The 18,472-nt window shown below is 70.9% G+C and carries 16 protein-coding genes; 7 read left to right on the top strand and 9 right to left on the bottom strand.

Annotated elements, in window-relative coordinates; translation table 11 throughout:
- Positions 1-28: 28 nt before the first annotated feature.
- Both ACI2JZ_RS08620 and coaBC read right to left on the bottom strand, forming a co-directional pair.
- Positions 29-2,242 (bottom strand): ATP-dependent Clp protease ATP-binding subunit, encoded by a 2,214-nt coding sequence (locus ACI2JZ_RS08620; protein WP_247633688.1) that lies wholly within the window; start codon positions 2,240-2,242, stop codon positions 29-31.
- A 100-nt stretch (positions 2,243-2,342) separates the two neighbouring features.
- Complete coding sequence (gene coaBC, locus ACI2JZ_RS08615) at positions 2,343-3,557, bottom strand: bifunctional phosphopantothenoylcysteine decarboxylase/phosphopantothenate--cysteine ligase CoaBC (protein ID WP_404597219.1); 1,215 nt, start codon at positions 3,555-3,557, stop codon at positions 2,343-2,345.
- A gap of 527 nt (positions 3,558-4,084) precedes the next feature.
- Here coaBC and ACI2JZ_RS08610 point away from each other — a divergent pair.
- Positions 4,085-4,786, top strand: coding sequence for an NRDE family protein (locus tag ACI2JZ_RS08610; RefSeq protein WP_404597218.1), 702 nt, complete (start codon positions 4,085-4,087; stop codon positions 4,784-4,786).
- 125 nt (positions 4,787-4,911) lie between these two features.
- Positions 4,912-5,919, top strand: coding sequence for a LacI family DNA-binding transcriptional regulator (locus tag ACI2JZ_RS08605; protein WP_404597217.1), 1,008 nt, complete (start codon positions 4,912-4,914; stop codon positions 5,917-5,919).
- Positions 5,920-6,032: 113 nt separating this feature from the next.
- Here the strand turns inward: ACI2JZ_RS08605 and ACI2JZ_RS08600 are convergent, their stop codons facing one another.
- Positions 6,033-7,004 carry a GlxA family transcriptional regulator gene (locus ACI2JZ_RS08600; protein ID WP_404597216.1) on the bottom strand — a complete coding sequence of 324 codons (972 nt, stop codon included), beginning with the start codon at positions 7,002-7,004 and terminating at the stop codon, positions 6,033-6,035.
- An 85-nt stretch (positions 7,005-7,089) separates the two neighbouring features.
- Between ACI2JZ_RS08600 and ACI2JZ_RS08595 the strand changes: the two genes are divergently transcribed.
- Together ACI2JZ_RS08595 and ACI2JZ_RS08590 are read left to right on the top strand one after the other, a co-directional pair.
- Entirely contained in the window at positions 7,090-7,251 is a 162-nt protein-coding gene (locus tag ACI2JZ_RS08595) for a hypothetical protein (RefSeq protein ID WP_336641609.1), read from the top strand.
- Between the two features lie 66 nt (positions 7,252-7,317).
- Positions 7,318-7,986, top strand: coding sequence for a hypothetical protein (locus ACI2JZ_RS08590; protein WP_404597215.1), 669 nt, complete (start codon positions 7,318-7,320; stop codon positions 7,984-7,986).
- A gap of 82 nt (positions 7,987-8,068) precedes the next feature.
- Here ACI2JZ_RS08590 and ACI2JZ_RS08585 read toward each other — a convergent pair whose 3' ends face one another.
- Both ACI2JZ_RS08585 and ACI2JZ_RS08580 read right to left on the bottom strand, forming a co-directional pair.
- Entirely contained in the window at positions 8,069-9,301 is a 1,233-nt protein-coding gene (locus ACI2JZ_RS08585; RefSeq protein WP_404597214.1) for a glycosyltransferase family 4 protein, read from the bottom strand.
- Between the two features lie 5 nt (positions 9,302-9,306).
- Positions 9,307-10,521, bottom strand: coding sequence for a glycosyltransferase (locus tag ACI2JZ_RS08580; RefSeq protein ID WP_247624355.1), 1,215 nt, complete (start codon positions 10,519-10,521; stop codon positions 9,307-9,309).
- A gap of 121 nt (positions 10,522-10,642) precedes the next feature.
- On the opposite strand from ACI2JZ_RS08580, the gene ACI2JZ_RS08575 reads away from it, so the two are divergent.
- Entirely contained in the window at positions 10,643-11,230 is a 588-nt protein-coding gene (locus ACI2JZ_RS08575; RefSeq protein WP_247624354.1) for a hypothetical protein, read from the top strand.
- Positions 11,231-11,240: 10 nt separating this feature from the next.
- Here ACI2JZ_RS08575 and ACI2JZ_RS08570 read toward each other — a convergent pair whose 3' ends face one another.
- Both ACI2JZ_RS08570 and ACI2JZ_RS08565 read right to left on the bottom strand, forming a co-directional pair.
- Entirely contained in the window at positions 11,241-11,654 is a 414-nt protein-coding gene (locus ACI2JZ_RS08570; RefSeq protein WP_404597213.1) for an MmcQ/YjbR family DNA-binding protein, read from the bottom strand.
- A gap of 97 nt (positions 11,655-11,751) precedes the next feature.
- Complete coding sequence (locus ACI2JZ_RS08565; RefSeq protein ID WP_247624352.1) at positions 11,752-12,237, bottom strand: GNAT family N-acetyltransferase; 486 nt, start codon at positions 12,235-12,237, stop codon at positions 11,752-11,754.
- Between the two features lie 49 nt (positions 12,238-12,286).
- On the opposite strand from ACI2JZ_RS08565, the gene ACI2JZ_RS08560 reads away from it, so the two are divergent.
- Entirely contained in the window at positions 12,287-13,630 is a 1,344-nt protein-coding gene (locus tag ACI2JZ_RS08560) for a DUF2252 domain-containing protein (RefSeq protein ID WP_404597212.1), read from the top strand.
- A 73-nt stretch (positions 13,631-13,703) separates the two neighbouring features.
- Positions 13,704-15,002 carry a glycosyl hydrolase gene (locus tag ACI2JZ_RS08555; protein WP_404597211.1) on the top strand — a complete coding sequence of 433 codons (1,299 nt, stop codon included), beginning with the start codon at positions 13,704-13,706 and terminating at the stop codon, positions 15,000-15,002.
- Between the two features lie 170 nt (positions 15,003-15,172).
- Here the strand turns inward: ACI2JZ_RS08555 and ACI2JZ_RS08550 are convergent, their stop codons facing one another.
- Entirely contained in the window at positions 15,173-16,804 is a 1,632-nt protein-coding gene (locus tag ACI2JZ_RS08550; RefSeq protein ID WP_404597210.1) for a fucose isomerase, read from the bottom strand.
- A complete protein-coding gene (locus ACI2JZ_RS08545) occupies positions 16,801-18,327 on the bottom strand; it encodes an FGGY-family carbohydrate kinase (protein WP_404597209.1) in 1,527 nt (508 codons plus the stop codon). The genes ACI2JZ_RS08550 and ACI2JZ_RS08545 overlap by 4 nt, the downstream gene beginning before the upstream one ends.
- Between the last annotated feature and the right edge of the window lie 145 nt (positions 18,328-18,472).

Genomic DNA, 18,472 nt, shown 5'->3' with positions numbered 1-18,472 from the left:
AGCGCAGCGAGACGAAGGGCCGCGCTCCTCAGTCGTCGAGGAGTTCGGCCTCGATCACGTCGTCATCGTCGTCGGGAACGGATGCCGGAGCCTCGGCCGTGAGCACGAGACCCGTGCCGTCGGCCGCGACGTCGACGCGCACCGTGTCGCCGTCACGCACACCGCCCGAGAGCAGCGCGGTCGCCAGCTTGTTCTGCACCTCGCTCTGGATGAGGCGGCGCAGCGGGCGCGCACCGAACACCGGGTCGTACCCGCGCTCGGCGAGCCACGATCGCGCGTCGGGCGTGACCGCGAGGGTGAGCCGGCGATCGTGCAACCGCGTGTGCAGCTGATCGATCGACAGCTCCACGATCTGCGCGAGGTCGTCTTCGCTGAGCGCCTGGAACATCACGATGTCGTCGAGACGGTTGAGGAACTCGGGCCGGAACGCCTGCTGCACGAGCGCCATCACCTGCTCGCGCTTCTGGTCGACCGAGAGGACCGGGTCGATGAGGATCGGCGAGCCGATGTTCGACGTCAGGATCAGGATCACGTTCGAGAAGTCGACCGTGCGGCCCTGCCCGTCGGTGAGGCGGCCGTCGTCGAGCACCTGCAGCAGCACGTCGAACACCTCGGGGTGCGCCTTCTCGACCTCGTCGAGCAGGATCACGCTGTACGGGCGACGACGCACGGCCTCGGTCAGCTGACCGCCCTGCTCGTATCCGACGTACCCGGGAGGGGCTCCGACGAGACGCGACACGGAGTGCTTCTCGCCGTACTCCGACATGTCGATGCGCACCATGGCGTGCTCGTCGTCGAAGAGGAACTGGGCGAGCGCCTTCGCGAGCTCGGTCTTTCCGACACCGGTCGGCCCGAGGAACAGGAACGAACCGGTGGGGCGACCGGGATCGCTGATGCCCGCGCGCGAGCGGCGCACGGCATCCGACACGGCCTTGACGGCATCCTTCTGTCCGATCAGGCGCTTGCCCAGCTCGGACTCGAGGTGCAGCAGCTTCTCGGTCTCGCCCTGCAGCAGGCGGCCGACGGGGATGCCGGTCCACGCGGCGATGACGCCGGCGATGTCTTCATCGGTGACCTGCTCGTTGACCATGCGCCGCTCGCCGTCGGAGTCGACGGACTCCGACCGCTCAGCCTCCATGACCTCGCGCTCGAGCGCCGGGATCTCGGCGTAGAGCAGCCGGGAGGCGCGCTCGAGGTTGCCCTCGCGCTGCGCGCGCTCGGCGTCGCTGCGGGCAGCATCCAGGCGCGTCTTCAGGTCGCCGACGCGGTTGAGCGATGCGCGTTCACGCTCCCACCGGGCCTGCAGCTCGCCGAGCTTGGCCTGTTCGGTGGCGAGGTCGGCGCGGAGGGTCGCGAGGCGCTCCTTCGAGGCCGGGTCCTTCTCCTTCTTGAGCGCGAGCTCTTCGAGCTTGAGGCGGTCGACGTGTCGGCGCAGCTCGTCGATCTCGACCGGGGCCGAGTCGATCTCCATGCGCAGCCGCGAGGCGGCCTCGTCGATCAGGTCGATCGCCTTATCGGGCAGCTGCCGCGCGGGCAGGTACCGGTTCGACAGGGATGCCGCCGCCACGAGCGCACCATCGGAGATGGCGACCTTGTGGTGCGCCTCGTAGCGCTCCTTGAGCCCGCGGAGGATGGCGATCGTGTCTTCGACGGTCGGCTCGCCGACGTAGACCTGCTGGAAGCGGCGCTCGAGCGCGGCATCCTTCTCGATGAACTCGCGGTACTCGTTGAGCGTGGTGGCGCCGATGAGACGCAGCTCTCCCCGGGCGAGCATCGGCTTGAGCATGTTGGATGCCGCGACCGAGCCCTCCCCGCCGCCCGCGCCCATGAGCACGTGCAGCTCGTCGATGAACGTGATGATCTGCCCGTCGGACTCGGTGATCTCCTTGAGGACCTGCTTCAGCCGCTCCTCGAACTGCCCGCGGTACATCGCGCCGGCGACGAGCGCCGAGATGTCGAGCGTGATCAGCTCCTTGTCCTTGAGGGACTCGGCGACGTCACCCGCGACGATGCGCTGGGCGAGGCCCTCGACGACGGCGGTCTTGCCGACGCCGGGCTCGCCGATGAGCACCGGATTGTTCTTGGTGCGGCGGGTGAGCACCTGGCTCACGCGGCGGATCTCGCTGTCGCGGCCGATCACGGGGTCGAGCTTGCCCTGACGGGCGCGGTCGGTGAGGTTGATCCCGAACTGCTCGAGTGCGGACTGCTGGTCGTTCTGGGAACCGGTCTGCGGGGTGGTCATCTGTCCCTCCTGGGAGACTCCTTCTGGTCGATGAGTACTCAAAAGTTGAGTTGTATTGACTCAAGTTTAGCAGGGCGGCACCCCATCGACAATGCCCTCATCAGCGCAGCATCCGCACCGCATCCCAGATCGCGCCCGCGACCTCGCGCTTGGTCCCGGATGCCTCGGCCACGACCGCCCCGCCCTCACCGATGATCTCGACCGCGTTGTCGGTGCGCTCGAAGCCGTTCTCGGCATCCGCCAGGTTCACCGCCAGCAGGTCGACGCCCTTGCGCTCGCGCTTGCGGCGAGCGCGCTCACGGCGCTGCTCGGCATCCGTCAGCGTCTCGGCGGCGAACGCCACGATCGTCTGCCCCTCGGGGGCGCGGCCTTCGGCGCGACGAGCGGCGAGCGCGGCCACGACGTCCTCGTTCTCGACGAGGTCGACGCGATCGAGCACGCCCTCCTCCTTCGTGAGCTTGTGGTCCGCGGCGCGCACGGGACGGTAGTCGGCGACCGCGGCGGCCATGATCACGACGTCCGCCGATGCCGCGGCATCCTTCATCGCCTTCCCGAGTTCGGCCGCCGTTCCGACGCGAACGATCGCGACCGACGGATGCCGCGCCGACGCCAGGATCGCGGCATCGATGTGCGCGGCGACGAGGGTGACCTCGGCACCGCGGGCGGCGGCCTCCGCGGCGAGCGCGGTGCCCTGACGTCCGCTCGAACGGTTGCCGAGGAAGCGCACGGGGTCGATCGGCTCCCGGGTGCCGCCCGCCGAGACGGCGACACGAAGGCCCGCGAGATCGCCGGGAGCGAGCAGCGCCTGGGCCGCGGCGAAGATCTCCTCCGGCTCCGACATCCGCCCCGGCCCGCTGTCTCCGCCGGCCAACTCGCCGTCGGCGGGACCCACCAGGTGCACTCCTCGCTCGCGGAGGGTCGCGATGTTCGACTCCGTCGCCGGATGCCGCCACATCTCGGCGTGCATGGCGGGCGCGATCAGCACGGGAGCCTCGGTGGCGAGCAGCGTCGTGCCGAGCAGGTCACTCGCCAGCCCGGCCGTCATCGACGCGATCGTGTTCGCGGTGGCCGGCGCGACGATCACGAGCTCGGCGGCCTGCCCCAGAGCGACATGACGTACGCGGGCGACGTCGTCGTGCACGCTCGTCGTGACGGGATGCCGGCTGATCGCCTCCCACGTGGGGGTGCCGACGAAGCGCAGCGCGTCTTCGGTGGGCACGACGGTCACGTCATGACCGGCCTTGATGAGGAGGCGCACGAGGTGCACCGTCTTGTACGCGGCGATGCCGCCCGTGACTCCGACGACGATGTTCACGCTTCGATTCTGCCGCAGCATCCGGGGGTGCGGGGCGCCGTTAGTGAGGTGGTTCCGTCGCGGGCGGAGCCCAAACGGTCCCTGAGCGAGCGGAGCGAGACGAAGGGCCCCCAGCGGAGGAGAACACGCCTTCCGCAGGAAGCATCCGCCCTCCCTGCCCCTCGGAGCGAGAGTTCTCCTCCCCAACGGGCGGAGAACTCCGCGTCGGGCGGATGCTTCGCCCCGGAAAGTCCGCCCAACGGGGAGAACTCCGCCCGGACGCCCTTCGTCTCGTCGCCGCGCTCCTCGCTCAGGAACCGGGGCCCTGATCCTGAGCGAGCGGCGCCCCCTGAGCGAGCGGAGCGAGACGAAGGGCCCCCAGCGGAGGAGAGCACGCCTTCCGCAGGAAGCATCCGCCCTCCCTGCCCCTCGGAGCGAGAGTTCTCCTCCCCAACGGGCGGAGAACTCCGCGTCGGGCGGATGCTTCGCCCCGAAAAGTCCGCCCAACGACGAGAACTCCGCCCAACGGCGCGCATAGGATCGAGAGCGTGTGCACGGTCGTGATCGATGTCGAGGATGCCGCGTCGGTGAGACTGCTGGCGGTGCGTGACGAAGACCCGCAACGCGACTGGGATGCCCTGGGCCCGTGGTGGCCCGAGCAGTACCCGGGCGTGATCGGCATCCGCGACCGCCGTGCGGGCGGCGCCTGGCTCGCGGTCGACCCGCAGCGCCGACGCCTCGCCGTGCTGCTCAACCGCGCCGACGTGCAGGAGCTGCCCGATGACCGCGCGGTCTCGCGCGGATCGCTCGCCCTCGAGTCGGTCGCGGGCCGCTCACCCGAGGGACCGCTGCCGATGCACGGCTTCAACCTGCTCGAGGTCGGACCCGAGGGAGCGCGGGTGCTCTCGTGGGACGGCGCCGAGCTGCGCACCACGCCCATCGCCGCCGGCACCCACATGATCGCCCACGACGATCTCGACGACGCGGTCACCCCGCGCATCCGTACCTGGCTGCCGCGGTTCCGCGCGCTCGCTCCGGCCGCCGAGAGCGCGGACTGGGTGGCCGAGTGGACCGCCCTCCTCGCCGAGAGCGCCGAACTCTCCCCCGAAGACGACCGCGCGATCATCCGCGACAACCGCCCGCACGGCTACCCCACTCAGTCGCTGCTGTACGCCACGGCATCCGTCGCGCCGTCGGGCGTGGACGTGCGCGATCACACCCTGCCCTCGCCCGCGCACTGGCACGCCTGACCGGCGTTCGGCGACATTCCGGGCCGCGTTCGCGCGACGCGGGAGGGGCCGCACCGAGGGTTGCGTAGTCATCGCCGCCCCGCGCCGTCTAGCATGGGAGTCCCGGTACGCCCAGAGGAGATCCCATGCCGCCGAAGTCCCGCGGTGTCACGAGCATCGATGTCGCCAAAGCGGCCGGAGTCTCGCAGACCACGGTCTCGCGCATCGTCAACGGGCGCGAAGGGGTGTCCGACGACATCCGCGCCAAGGTCGAGGCGGCGATCGAGAAGCTCGGCTACCGCCCCAACCTCAGCGCCCGCAGCCTCGTCACCAGCCGCACGCACACGATCGGCGTCGTGCTCGGTGACCCGCGCAACAGCTACTACGCCGAACTGCTGCACACCATCAGCGGCGAGCTCAACCACGCCGGCTACCGCACGCTCATCCTCTCGGGGCGCGCCGACACCACCGAAGATCTCGCACGCACGCTCTGGGAGACCAACGTCGACGGCGTCATCCTCACCACCACGCTGCTCTCCCCCGACGACGAGGGGCGCATCGTCTCGCTCGGCGTGCCCTCGGTCACGATGGGCCCGGGCGCCGCCCCGGCATCCGATTCCATCTCACCCGACAACTTCGAGGGCGGACGCATCGCCGCCCGGCACCTGCTCGACCTCGGCCACCGGCGCATCGGCGTGATCTCGGGACCCCTGGGCGCGGCATCCGTCAACGACCGGCACCGCGGCTTCCTGCTCGAGTTCGCCGCCGCCGGTGTCTCCTTCGACGAAGACCTGCTCGAGGTCGCCGACCTCGACTACACACGCGCCTTCGACGCCACGACCCGCCTGTTGCAGCTGCCCGAGCCGCCCACCGCGCTCTTCTGCCACAACGACCTCGTCGCCTTCGGAGCGCTGAACGCGGCCACCGCGCTCGGCGTCGCCGTGCCCGATGACGTCTCGATCCTCGGCTTCGACGACGTGGCGATGTCGTCGTGGCAGGCGTTCGACCTCACGACGGTGCGGCAGCCGATCCTCGACATGGCGCACGGCGCGGTCGAGCTGCTGCTCTCTCGCCTGGCCTCGCCCGAGCAGGATGCCGCGCACGTGCTGCTGCCCTGTTCTCTCGTCGAGCGGTCGACGACCCGCGCGCTCTGACGCGGGCTCTGGCGGGGCCCTTCGTCTCGCTTCGCTCGCTCAGGAACCGGAGGGAGAAACCCGGTCCCTGAGCGAGGAGCGCAGCGACGAGACGAAGGGCGCCCCGCGGAACCTCAGGCGGCCGGCACCTCGTCGTCGGCGCAGGAGAAGCGGGCGCGGTAGGCGGTCGGCGTCAGGCCGAGCACGCGGGCGAAGTTCTGACGCAGCACGGCCGCCGAGCCGAACCCGCACTCGTCGGCGATGCGATCGAGCGGGAGGTCGGTGCGCTCGAGCATCCGCTGGGCGTGGATGATGCGCTGGCGCGCGAGCCAGGCCGCCGGAGTCGCGCCGTACTCGGCCTTGAACCGGCGGGCGAAGGTGCGCGGCGACATGAGGGCGCGGGCGGCGAGCTGATCGACCCCGAGCTCGTCGCGCAGATGCTCGACGGCCCAGTCGGCGACCGCGGCGAGCGAGTCGCTCGGCACGACCGGGATCGGACGATCGATGAACTGCGCCTGGCCGCCGTCGCGCTGCGGCGGCACGACCATGCGGCGCGCGATGCGGTTGGTGAGCTCGGCGCCGAGCTCCTGCCGCAGCAGGTGCAGGCACGCGTCGATGCCCGCGGCGGTGCCGGCGCTGGTGATGATGCGACCGTCCTGCACGAAGAGCACGTCGGGATCGATCTCGACCTCCGGGTACATCGAGGCCATGATCTCGGAGTACATCCAGTGCGTGGTGGCGCGACGACCGTCGAGCACGCCCGCGGCCCCGAGGATGAACGAGGCGCTGCAGATCGTGAGCACCCAGGCGCCCCGGGCGACCGCATCGCGGGCGACGTCGAGCAGCAGCGGATCGATGCGGTCCCAGTACTCACGCGGAACCGGGCAGAACACGACGAGATCGGCCTCGTAGGCGAACGAGAGGTCATGCTCGACGTTCAGCGAGAAGCCGAGCTTGGAGGCCACGACGCCGGGACGCGGGGCGACGACGCGGAAGTCGAAGTTCGGAACGCCGTCGTTCGATCGGTCGAGCCCGAAGGCCTCGCACGCGAGGCCGAACTCGAACGGGGCGAACCCGTCCTGGACGATGCAGGCGACTGTCTTCATGCGCACTCCCGAATGGCAGATTTCATACGATATGCGTCCATCCTGCCACTCGTGGCGGATCTACGTCGACCGTAGCGTTTCTGCCATGGTACTCCTCATCCTCCTCGCCGCCCTCTCCCTCTGGGCTCTCGTCGCCACGGTCGTCGAACTACGCCGTGACGGATACCGCGCCACCCCCACCGACTGGACCCGCGTCGTCGATCGCGAACCCCTGCGACGCGCCGAGTCCGGCCACGTCTACCGCTGACACCGAGCGTCATCCGTCCGGAACCGTTCACCCCGCCGGGCCGCTCGGGCGACTACGCTCGGAGCCATGAGCGACCCGCAGCTGCCTCCCGTTCCCCCCACGCCCCCGAACGGGAACGCCACGAACCCGCCGCAGCAGCAGTTCCCGAGCGCTCCGCCGGCGGCATCCGCTCTTCCCGCCGACCCGCAGTACCCGGCCGCGCCGCCGTCCGGCCAGCAGGCACCGCAGCAGGCCCCGGCATACGGGCAGCCGCAGGCCACGCAGCAGGCACCGGCATACGGCCAGCCGCAGGCGCAGCCCTACGGTCAGGCCGACCCGCAGGGCGCCTACCCGCACCCGGGCGCGGCCTCCTACTCCGCCACGCAGCAGCCCGCATACGGCGCGAACCCGACACCGGCGCGTGCCGCCGGTTCGTCGAACGCCCTCGCGCGCGTCGCGTTCATCATCGCTCTCACGGTCGCCGCGATCGGCGCGCTGCAGGTGCTGATCCAGCCGTTCCTGCTGTCGTCGATCGGTTACTACTCGGGCTACGGCGATGGCGGCTACGGCATCTTCACCCTGCTGTTCGGGGTCGTCACGTTCCTCGCCAGCGCGGCTGCCCTCGTGCTCGGACTCATCGCGGTGCGGCGCCCCGGCGGCCAGGTCTTCGCGGGTGTCGCGATCGGCGTCGGCGGCGTGCAGCTGCTGGGCATCATCCTCGGCTGGATCTCCAGCCTGTTCTACGCGTTCCTGTAAGCGGGCGCGTCGAGACACCATTTCGGCCCCGAGACACCACGCCTGACGTGATGCCTCGGGGCCGAAGTGGTGTCTCGGCGAATCAGTTCTCGGCGAGCACGCGCTCGTAGACCTCGATCATCGCGGCGGTGCGCGACGACTGGCGGAACGCCTCGGCCACCGCGGGCAGCGGGGTGGGTGCCGTGCCGGCGGAGATATCGGATGCCGCGACCCGCAGCGTCTCGGCGAGCGCCGCGACGCGCGCCTGCTCCGCACCGTCGGCGTCGGCCACCGCCCAGAACCCGCCCCCGAGCTCGGCGGCGATGTCGGGGTCGCTGATGATCGAGGGCGTGCCGAGCGTCGCGGCCTCGAACGGGGTCATGCCCTGCGTCTCGAAGCCGATCGACGTCTGCACGAGCGCGTCGGCCGCGGCGATGCGGGCGAGGGTCTGCGGATAGGTGAGGCGCCCGGCGAAACGCACGCCCGGGCGTCCGGCGACGAGCTTCTCGGCCGCCGCACGCTGCCCTCCTCCGCCGATGATCTCGAGGTCGGCATCGATTCCCGCCGCGTTCCACGCCTTGAGGAACGGCAGCAGCCGCTTCTCGGGGCTCATGCGGCCGAGCCACACGAACCGCGGGCGTCCCGGCATCCGTGCTTCGACAGGCTCAGCAACCGAATGCGCGCGGTCGGCGAGCACGGCGGCGCGCACGTCGTCGTCGATGCCGTTCCAGATCACGTCGACCGCATCGAACACGTCGTGCTGCTCGAGGCGGCGGGCGAAGTGCGTCGAGGGGGCGGTGACGGCGGATGCCCCGGCCGCGAGCCCGCGCAGGAACGCCCAGCCGTCGCCGCCGCCGACCGGCCGACCGATCCCGCGCAGCGCCGCGCGGCGCCACAGGTTCAATGCCCCGAGCACCGGGCGGTGCAACGGGGTGACGGCGGCGATCCCGACATCGACGCGATTGTGCATCGTGTGCACGACCGGGATGCCGTGGCGCTGCGCATAGCGGTGACCGATGAACGCGCCCCAGAAATCGGCCTGCACGTGCACGAGATCGACGGGCGGACGCGTGGTCATGGCACGGTCGAGGAAGCGGTCGGTCGCACGCCCCGGCCAGGTCATCGAGTACTCGCGGTCGAGCGTGATCGGCATCGAGGGCAGGTCGAGGTACGCGGCATCCGTCGCCCCGGCCGCCGCCCGCGCCCCGTGCATGCGCGGCGCGACGACGGTGACCGTGTGCCCGGCTCGTTCGAGGAACTCCCGCTGCAGTCGCATCGAGACCTGCGCCCCACCGAGCGAGTCGAGGTGCTGGTCGCCGAAGAACACGACGTGCATGCGCGTCACTCGGGCAGAGGGGCGTCGCGGTACAGCGCCTCGAAGGTGTCGAGGGTGCGATTGATGTCGTGGATCGCGACGCCGTCGAGCGACGCCTGCTGCATGCGCGCGTACTCGGCCGGCTCGGCGGTCAGCACGTCGGTCAGGCGCGCGGCGAGCGCGTCGGCGTCGCCGGGCTCGAACAGGTAGCCGTTCTCGCCATGGTGCACGAGGTGCGGCAGCGCGACGGCATCCGCGGCGACGATCGGCAGCGCCGAGGCCATGGCCTCCATCGTCGCGATCGACTGCAGTTCGGCGATCGAGGCGATCACGAACAGGCTCGCCCGCGAGAGCAGCATCCTCAGCTCGTCGTCGGAGGTGCGCCCGTGGAAGGTGACCCGGTCGCCGAGGCCGAGCTGGTTCGCGAGGTTCTCGAGCTGCTTGCGCTGGTCGCCTCCGCCGACGATGTCGAAGGTGGTGTCGAGCGCCGGGTCGAGCTTGGTCATGGCCTGCAGGATGACGTCGATCTGCTTCTCGGCCGTGAGACGCCCGACGAACACGATCCGGTTCTTCTCGCGCGGGGCGATCACCGGGGTGTACTGCGAGCGGTCGATGCCGCAGCTCACCGGGATCACGTTCTGCACCGCGACCGTGCTCTCGAGGAAGTCGGCGGCCCGGCGGGTGGGCGTGGTGACCGCCCGCGTCATGTCGAAGGTGCGCTTGGCGTCGGCCCACGCGTGCTTCGTGATGAAGCGGTTGACGGCATCCGGCATCGTCGTGTGCTCGAGGATGTTCTCGGCCATGACGTGGTTCGTGGCGATCACGGGGATGCCGCGCTGGCGCGCGATGCGGGCGAGGCCACGACCGATCACGATGTGCGACTGGATGTGCACGACATCGGGGTTGACCCGGTCGAGCACGGTGCGCGCCCAGTGCTTCGAACGCCACGGCCACACGAAGCGCAGCCAGTCGTGCGGCGCCCAGCGCACCGACGGCAGCCGGTGCAGGGTCATGCGCTCGCCCTCGATGATCTCGATGTGCGGCTTCGAGCGGCGGTACGCCTGGTTCGGAGCCGAGACGTGCACGTCGTGGCCGCGCTGCACGAGACCGGCGGCCAGGCGCTCGGCGAAGCGGGCGGCGCCGTTGATGTCGGGCGCGAACGTGTCGGCGCCGATCAGGATGCGCAGCGGTCGCTCCCCGGTGTCGGGTGCGCTGGTCGGGTCGGTGGGAGAAACAGACATGCTGCCTTACGGTTCGCGGCCAGGGGTGCCCCGGAGGGCGCTGGCAACTCTACCCGAGGCCCCTGGGCGGGGCTTCGAGGCCCACCGGCATCCTCCCGGCAACACCGTCTACCGTGGAGACATGCGCCTGACTGCGGATGCCGACCCCTCGCTGTGGATCCCCGTGACCGACTCGCTGGGCTGGAAGGGCCGACGCCACCGCAAGGCGGCCATCCGGATGCTGCTGGGCCAGGCGAACGCGGCCCTCGGGGCGACCGAGCGGCCGGGGTCGCGCCTCGGCGCGTGGATGATGAGCCAGGCCGCCCCCATGCTCATGAAGCGCGCCGACGGGCGCGTGCTGGTGTGGACGTGGAAGGCCGACCCCGAGCTGGTCGTCGCGATGGCGACGACGCAGGAACTCACACCCGAGGTGCGCATCGCGCGGGCGTCGATGCCGATGGAGTACGACGACACGGTCTCGTTCCGCACGGCCCTCGGCGCTGGCGAGAAGCTCGTCGTCGCGATGCCGCCGTCGCCGAGCGCCCCGCCGTTCACGACCTACACGTGGGACACGGGGACGCACCTCGTCACCCTCACCGCGATCTGCAGCGAGCGCGAGCGCTTCGGCACCCTCGACGGTGCACTCGACGATCTGGCGCGCAGCATCCGCATCGCCGACGACCTCACCGGCGGCGAGTCGCCCGACGTGCTGCGGTTGCCGCCGGCCTGACGCGCGCGCGTCAGGCCTCCAGGCCGCGCTCGGCCAGCCACGCGCGGGCGATGCGGGCGGGCGCGCGGGTGAGCCAGGCATCCGCGATCAGTTCGGCCAGACGCTCGCCGTCGATCCTGTCGAGGCGCACGAGCACGGCGGGATAGCCGTCGAAGTGCGGGATGGTGAAGAGCGCCATGGGCTCGGCCGCGAGCAACGCCTCCTTCTCGTCGAGGCCGTCGACGCGCACCCCGAGCACGTCGCCGTCGGGCCAGGTGCGGTCGAGTGCGGCGAGCTGGGCGAGATCGGTGGCGCGGGGACCGCGCACCCACGCGAACTGGCCGGACGACACGCGCCACGCGGGCTCGCCGGTATGCCCGCCCACTCTCTCCAGCGCGCCGGGGAGCGCGAGCGCGATCGCGCGGACATCGTCGACGGTGGCCATGGCGCCATCGTGCCACCGCAGCGGCGGGCCCGAAAGCCCGATTCCCGTGCCGCGAGGGGTCAGAACACGCCGCGCGTCGAGGTTCCGGTGCGGCGTGTCACGACCCCTCACGAGGAGAGAAGCGCATGCAGACGAGGGCCGGACGAGCGTCCCACGAGGGCACGCGCACGAACCCACGCGACTCGTAGAGGCGGATGACGTCGCCCCGCCAGTCCCAGACCGACAGGCGCACGTCGCCGGAGCCGGCCGCGATCGCCGCGTCGAGCAGCCCCGATCCCACACCCCGGCCCCGTACCTCGGGCGATGCCCAGAGCCGCTTGATCTCGACGCCCTCGGCATCGGGTCGCAGCACCACCACCCCGACCACCTCGCCGTCGAGCTCGGCGACGAACACGCGGCAGTCGCCGTAGGCATCCGCCGGGTCGTCGACCTCGCGGCGGTAGGCGTCGGGCAGGGCATCGGATGCCGGGGCCGGCGCCGCACCGTGGGCGACCTTCTCGCTCTCGGTCTGACGGAGGTAGTCCTCGACGAGGCGCCCGACGGCGACGGCATCCGCCCCTCGGAGGTCGGCGGCACGGATCATCCCTCAAATCTCTCACGCGTATGCACCGCCGGACTGTCACAATGACCCCATGACCCCGGATTGGACGCCCCCGATCACGCGCGACGCACTGCGCGATCGGGGCGTCGCCTCACGCAAGCGCACCCCGCGCCGCGCCCTCGCCGCGCTCGCCACGACGCCCCGCGATCCCCTCGGCATCCTCGATCGCCAGAACCGCAGCCGCATCCCCGAACTGGTGCCGCTGCGCACCGAACGCATGGCGGCGAGCCCCTTCGCGTTCTACCGCGGCACGGCGGCGCTCATGGCGGCCGACCTCGCGGATGCCCCGCACTCCGGCATCCTCGTCGCGTCCTGCGGCGATGCCCACGTGTCGAACTTCGGGTTCTACGCCTCGGCCGAGCGCAGCCTGATGTTCGACCTCAACGACTTCGACGAGGCCGCGTGGGCGCCCTGGGAATGGGACGTCAAGCGGCTCGCGGCGAGCATCGTCGTCGGCGGACGGGCCACGGGGCGCAGCGACGAGGTCATCGACGAGGCGGTGCGGGCGGCCGTCACGTCGTACGTCCGCGGCATCCGTCGGGCGACCCGGCTCACCCCGACCGCCCGCTACTTCACCCACTTCGACGTCGAATCCTCGCGCGGGCTGCTCGATCCGGCCGCGCGCAAGGCGATCCGCGGGGCCGTGCGGCAGGCCCAGCGCCGCACGGGCGAGCGCGCCGTGCGCCGGTTGACCGAGACGGATGCCGCGGGCCGCCGCCGCTTCGTGCACCAGGAGCCCACCACGAGCCCGGTCGGCCCCGAGGTGCTCGCGATCGTGCACGAGCTCGTCATGCAGTACCGCCGCAACGCCAGCGCCGACATCGCGCTGCTGTTCGAGCACTTCGACGTCAGTGACGTCGCCCGCCGAGTCGTCGGGGTCGGGAGCGTCGGTACGCGCTGCTACCTGGTGCTGTTCCAGGACGGCACCGGCGGCACCCTGCTGATGCAACCGAAGCAGGCCTCGCAGAGCGTGCTCGTCGAGTACGGACGGGTGGATCAACCCGCGGGGCTCCAGCACATCATCGACGAGCACGGCGAGGGAGCACGGGTCGTCGCGATGCAGCGGATCCTCCAGGCCGTGTCGGACCCGTTCCTCGGCCACCTGCGGGGACCGGCAGCCGACTACTACGTGCGGCAGTTCCACGACATGAAGGGCGGGGTCGAGGTAGAGGAGCTCGACGACGGCCCCTTCGTCACCTACGCGCAGGCCTGCGCCGCCGTGATCGCCCGCGCGCACAGCCAGTGCGTCACCGCCACCGAGGTCGCCGGCTACATCGGCGGCGGACGCGTGGTCGGCGAGGCGATCCTCGACTGGGCACGCGCCTACGCCGACGTGTCGTACGCCGACTTCGCGGCGTTCTCCGGCGCGCGGTAGCCCCGGGCGTTCCTCACCGACCGCACGTCACCGGGGTCGGCGACCGCACGGATGCCGTGGCTAGGCTGGCCGGATGGACAACGTCGCCCTCTCCCCCGCCGACCCCCTGCGCTTCGGCGCCAACTACACGCCGCGATCGAAGTGGATGCACGCGTGGATGTCGCTCGACCTCGACGAGGTGCGCCGCGATTTCGCCGCCCTCGCCGATCTCGGCCTCGACCACCTGCGCATCTTCCCGCTGTGGACGGTGCTGCAGCCCAACCGGACACTCATCCGCGAAGAAGCCGTCGACGATGTGCGCGCCGTGGTCGACGTCGCCGCGGAGTTCGGACTCGACGCGAGCGTCGACGTGATCCAGGGGCACCTGTCGAGCTTCGACTTCATCCCGTCGTGGCTGTTCACCTGGCACGACAAGAACATGTTCACGCATCCCGAGGCGCTCAGCGGGCAGGCCGAGCTCGTCGCACGCCTGGGCGAGCGACTGACGGATGCCCGGAACTTCCTGGGTTTCACGCTCGGCAACGAGACGAACCAGTTCTCGGCGCAGACGCATCCCTCGCCCTGGCCGGTCACCGAGGCCGAGGCCGCGAACTGGATCACGACGCTGCTCGGTGCGGCCGAGGCATCCGCGCCCGCGCAGCGCCACGTGCACAGCGAGTACGACGCCGCCTGGTACATGGACGGGCACGGCTTCACCCCGGCACTGGCCTCACGGCTCGGCGCGATGACCACCGTGCACTCGTGGATCTTCAACGGCACCGCGCAGAAGTACGGCGGGCGGTCGACGGCATCCGATCGTCATGCCGAGTACATGATCGAACTCGCGCGCGCGTTCGCGACCGACCCGCACAAGCCGATCTGGCTGCAGGAGGTCGGGGCGCCGTCGAACTGCCTCGCCCCCGAGCAGACCCCCGACTTCCTCGAGGCGACGCTGCGCTCGGTCGCTCGCACCGACGACCTGTGGGGCGTGACGTGGTGGTGCTCGCACGACGTGAGCCGAGACCTCGCCGACTTCCCCGACCTCGAGTACACGCTCGGCCTCGTCGACCAGACGGGCACCGCCAAGCCGATCGGCCGCCGCTTCGCCGAGCTCATCCCCGAGCTGCGCGAACGCCGCCCGGCGCCGGCGCGCACGCTCGGCATCGTGGTCGAGGTCGACGAGGACGAGACGCCGATCAGCCGCGGGGCGATGAGCCCGGGCGGGTCCATCTTCCAGGCCTGGGTCGATGCCTGCGAGTCCGGCGCCGACCCCGCTTTCGTGACGTCGAAGGATGCCGACGACGCGGCGCTTCTGGAACGGCGCGGCATCACCGAGCTGGTGCGGCCGGTGGTCGAGCGCACGGCGTACGTGTCGCGCAACACGGAGGTCTGAGCGGGCCCGTCGGGTGCATCGATCGGTGCGAAACGTCGGTCATCCGCTCCGATAGCCGACATTGTGCACCGATCGATGCACACGCGAGACGATCGATGCGCACGCGAGACGATCGATGCGCACACGAAAGGGGCGGATGCCGAAGCATCCGCCCCTCGCCCCTCCGGGGATCAGACCGCGACGTCTCCGACGAGGTTGACCTTGATGCCCATGCCGGCGAACATCGCGGCCTTGGCGATGAGCGCCTTGTCGGCGGTCTCGGCGTCGGGCGCGTAGACCGTCTGGGCGTGGTTGGCCTTGTGGCGGGCCATGAACTGGTCGCGCGAGACGCCGTGCAGCACGACGTGGGCGATCGGCCACTCCGGGTTCGTGGCGTCCTTGCGGCGCTGCGTCTCTTCGGCGGGCAGCTCGACGACGGATGCCCGGAAGATGTCGGCCTGCAGGATGCCGTCGGCGATGAACACGCGCGAGAGAACGAGCTCACCGGGCTTCGAGACGCCGTTGATCGTGGCGCCGCCGGCCGGGAAGAACACGTGGCCCTGGCGCCAGCCCTCGGCGTTCTGCCATCCGCCGAGGTGCGAGGCGGGGACCGAGCCCGAGATCTCGTAGACCCACACGAACTGGCCGTCGTAGTCCTCGCCCCAGCGCACGTCGTGCAGCGTGTTGTCGGGCACGAGGCCCATCGCGCGCCACACCCGGTCGGTGACGAGCGCGTCGACCGCGACGCCCTCGTCGGCCTCGTTGAAGTGCGGGAACGCGCGGCCCTCGTGCAGCACGCGCGAGCCGTCGCGCGAGGTGACCGGCGGGCGCTCGGTGGAGTTCAGGATGCCTTCGGCGAGGTCGGACGCCGGAACCAGGTCCTTCAGTCCCTGCTGGTACTGGATGCCGACCGCGTCGAGCCCGAAATCGTCGGCGATGCGGAGGGCGGCGATGTACATCTTGAGCTGCCACTGCACCTGCTCGCGGGTGAGCTCGGTGGCGGCATCCTCGCCGTAGACGAAGGTCATGCCGGCGTCGATCAGCCAGTCGTAGGCGGCGTTCGCCTCGTCGTCGGTGACCTCGAGCATCTCGGCGTAGAGCGCCGACTGCGACAGGCGCTCCTTGTAGATGCCGGTCCGGTTGAGCAGCTCGTCGTCGAAGATCGCGTTGTACATGCCCATGCAGCCCTCGTCGAAGACGCCGATGATGGCCTTCTCGGCGAGGAGCTCTGCCGCGAGCGCCTCGCCCAGCTGCTTCTCGGGGCTGTCGGGCAGCTCGGGCAGCGGGCGCACGTGCGAGGCGTCGTGGGTGATGGCGCCGGTCTCGGTCCACTCCTTGATGCCGTTCTTGAACCACTCGTCGGTGAAGTCGACCGACCAGATCGAGGCGTAGGGCTTGTCCATCTTGGTGAGTCCGGCGTTCAGCCCGAGCAGACCGACCAGTCCGGGCCAGTCGCCCGCGAAGTTCGCGACCGTGAGGATCGGCCCCTGGTGCGTGCGGAGCCCGGCGAGCACGTGATGCGAGTACTGCCAGACGGCCTCGGCGACGATGAGCGGAGCATCCGTCGGGATGTTCTTGAAGACCTCGAGGCCCATGCGCTGGCTCGAGATGAAGCCGTGGCCGGTGGCGGGGTCGACGTCGTTGGCGCGGATGACCGTCCAGCCGAGGTCGCTGAAGACGCCGGTGACGCCCGCCTCGAGCTCGACCTGCACGGGCCAGCCGCCGGTGTTGGCAGCTTCGCGCAGGTCGCCCGAGGCGATCAGGTACGCGGTCTTCGGGGCGGATGCCGGGCGGGATGCCGGGGTCGGCAGGGTGTAGGTCATGATTCCTCCGATGCGGGGGTGGATGCGGTGGTCGTGGAGCCGTTGGCGCCGCGCTGGTCGGCGGCGAGTTCGTGGACGACGTCGGCCGTCGCCGAATACAGGCGCACGTACCGGTCGAAGAGGGTGTCGTAGGTCGTGCGCAGATCGGCGTTCGGGGTGATCGTGTCGGTCACCGGGTTCCATTCGGTGATCAGCGGCGGCTCGTCGGCCGTGGCCACCGCGGCGAGGAAGGCCGCGCCGTAGCTCGCACCGATCGTGGTCGCCGGAACCTCCTGCACGAGACCGGTGACGTCGGAGACGACCTGCAGCCAGAGGCGCCCCTGCGTGCCGCCGCCGACCGCGACGATGCGGCGGATGTCGGCGCCGGCCGCGCGCATGGTCTCGACGTTGTGGCGCACGCCGAGCGCGGTCGCCTCGAGGGCCGCGCGGTACAGGTCGCCGCGGGTGTGCTCGAGGGTGAGGCCGGCGATCACGCCGCGGGCGTCGGGGTCCTGGATCGGGGTGCGCTCCCCCGCGAAGTACGGGAGCACGAGCAGGCCGCGGGCGCCGGCCCCGGATGCCTCGGCCTCGGCGAGGAGCTGCGGGTAGTCGGCATCCGTCAGCTCTGCGAGCCACGCGGTCAGCGCGCCCGAGGTCGAGAGGCCGCCCGCGAGATTGCGGGTGCCGGGGAAGGCGCCGGCAGTGGTCCACATCGACGGGGTGCGGAGGGTCTCCTCCCCCGTCGCGACGAGGAACATCGTCGTGCCGTACATGAGCATGAGGTCGCCGACCTCGTGCGCGCCGACGCTGACGGCCTCGGTCCAGGCGTCGATCGTGCCGGTGATGACGGGGGTGCCGGCCGGGATGCCGGTGATCTCGGATGCCTGTGCCGTCACCGTGCCCGCGATGTCGCCCGCCCAGGCGAGGCGTGGCTGCACGATCGCGGTCGCGTAGCGGCCCCAGAACGGAGCGTGCCAGCGCTCGTTCTCGATGTCGTAGAGCGGCGAGACCTGGCTGGCCGACTGGTGGTCGAGCACGTAGGCGGCCGTGAGCTTGCGGGCGAGCCACGACGCCGGCATGAAGAGGCGGCGGGCGCGCGCCCAGGCATTCGGCTCCTCCTCGGCGATCCACGCGATCTTCGGGCCGCCCGCCTGCGACGTGAGCACCGACCCGCCGACGCGGGTGATCTCGTCGACCCCGAGGTCGGAGGTGATGCGCTCGATCTGCGCGGTCGCGCGGGTGTCGACGCCGTAGAGGATGGCGGGGCGCACGGGCTCGTCGTTCTCGTCGGCGAGCAGGATGCACGGTCCCATGCCGCTGACGCCGACGGCGGAGATCTCGGCATCCGGGTGGGCGGCGATCAGTTCGCGGGCGATCGAGGCGAACTCGTCCCACCAGATCGCGGCATCCGTCTCGACCCAGCCGGTGCGCGGACGCGAGACGTCGTGCGCCCGGGTGGCGGTGGCGAGGATCGTGCCGTCGGATGCCGTGAGCACGCCCTTGGTGCTGGATGTGCCGACGTCGACCCCGAGGGTGCATCGCATGGTGGTCCTCCTTGATCACGCTCGGTTTCAGGATATGTGAAATCGATTTCAGATCGCAAGTGGAATCTGTGGTTGCGTAGTCAGCCCCAGCCGAGACACCCCGCCCTGCGGTGCTGAGCCTGTCGAAGCATCCCCGGGCGGGACC

Source organism: Microbacterium sp. NPDC087868, assembly GCF_044900755.1.
GTDB classification, from domain to species: domain Bacteria; phylum Actinomycetota; class Actinomycetes; order Actinomycetales; family Microbacteriaceae; genus Microbacterium; species Microbacterium galbinum.
Note: the sequence above shows the minus strand (reverse complement) of the source record. Positions and strands in the feature narration are given on the sequence as shown.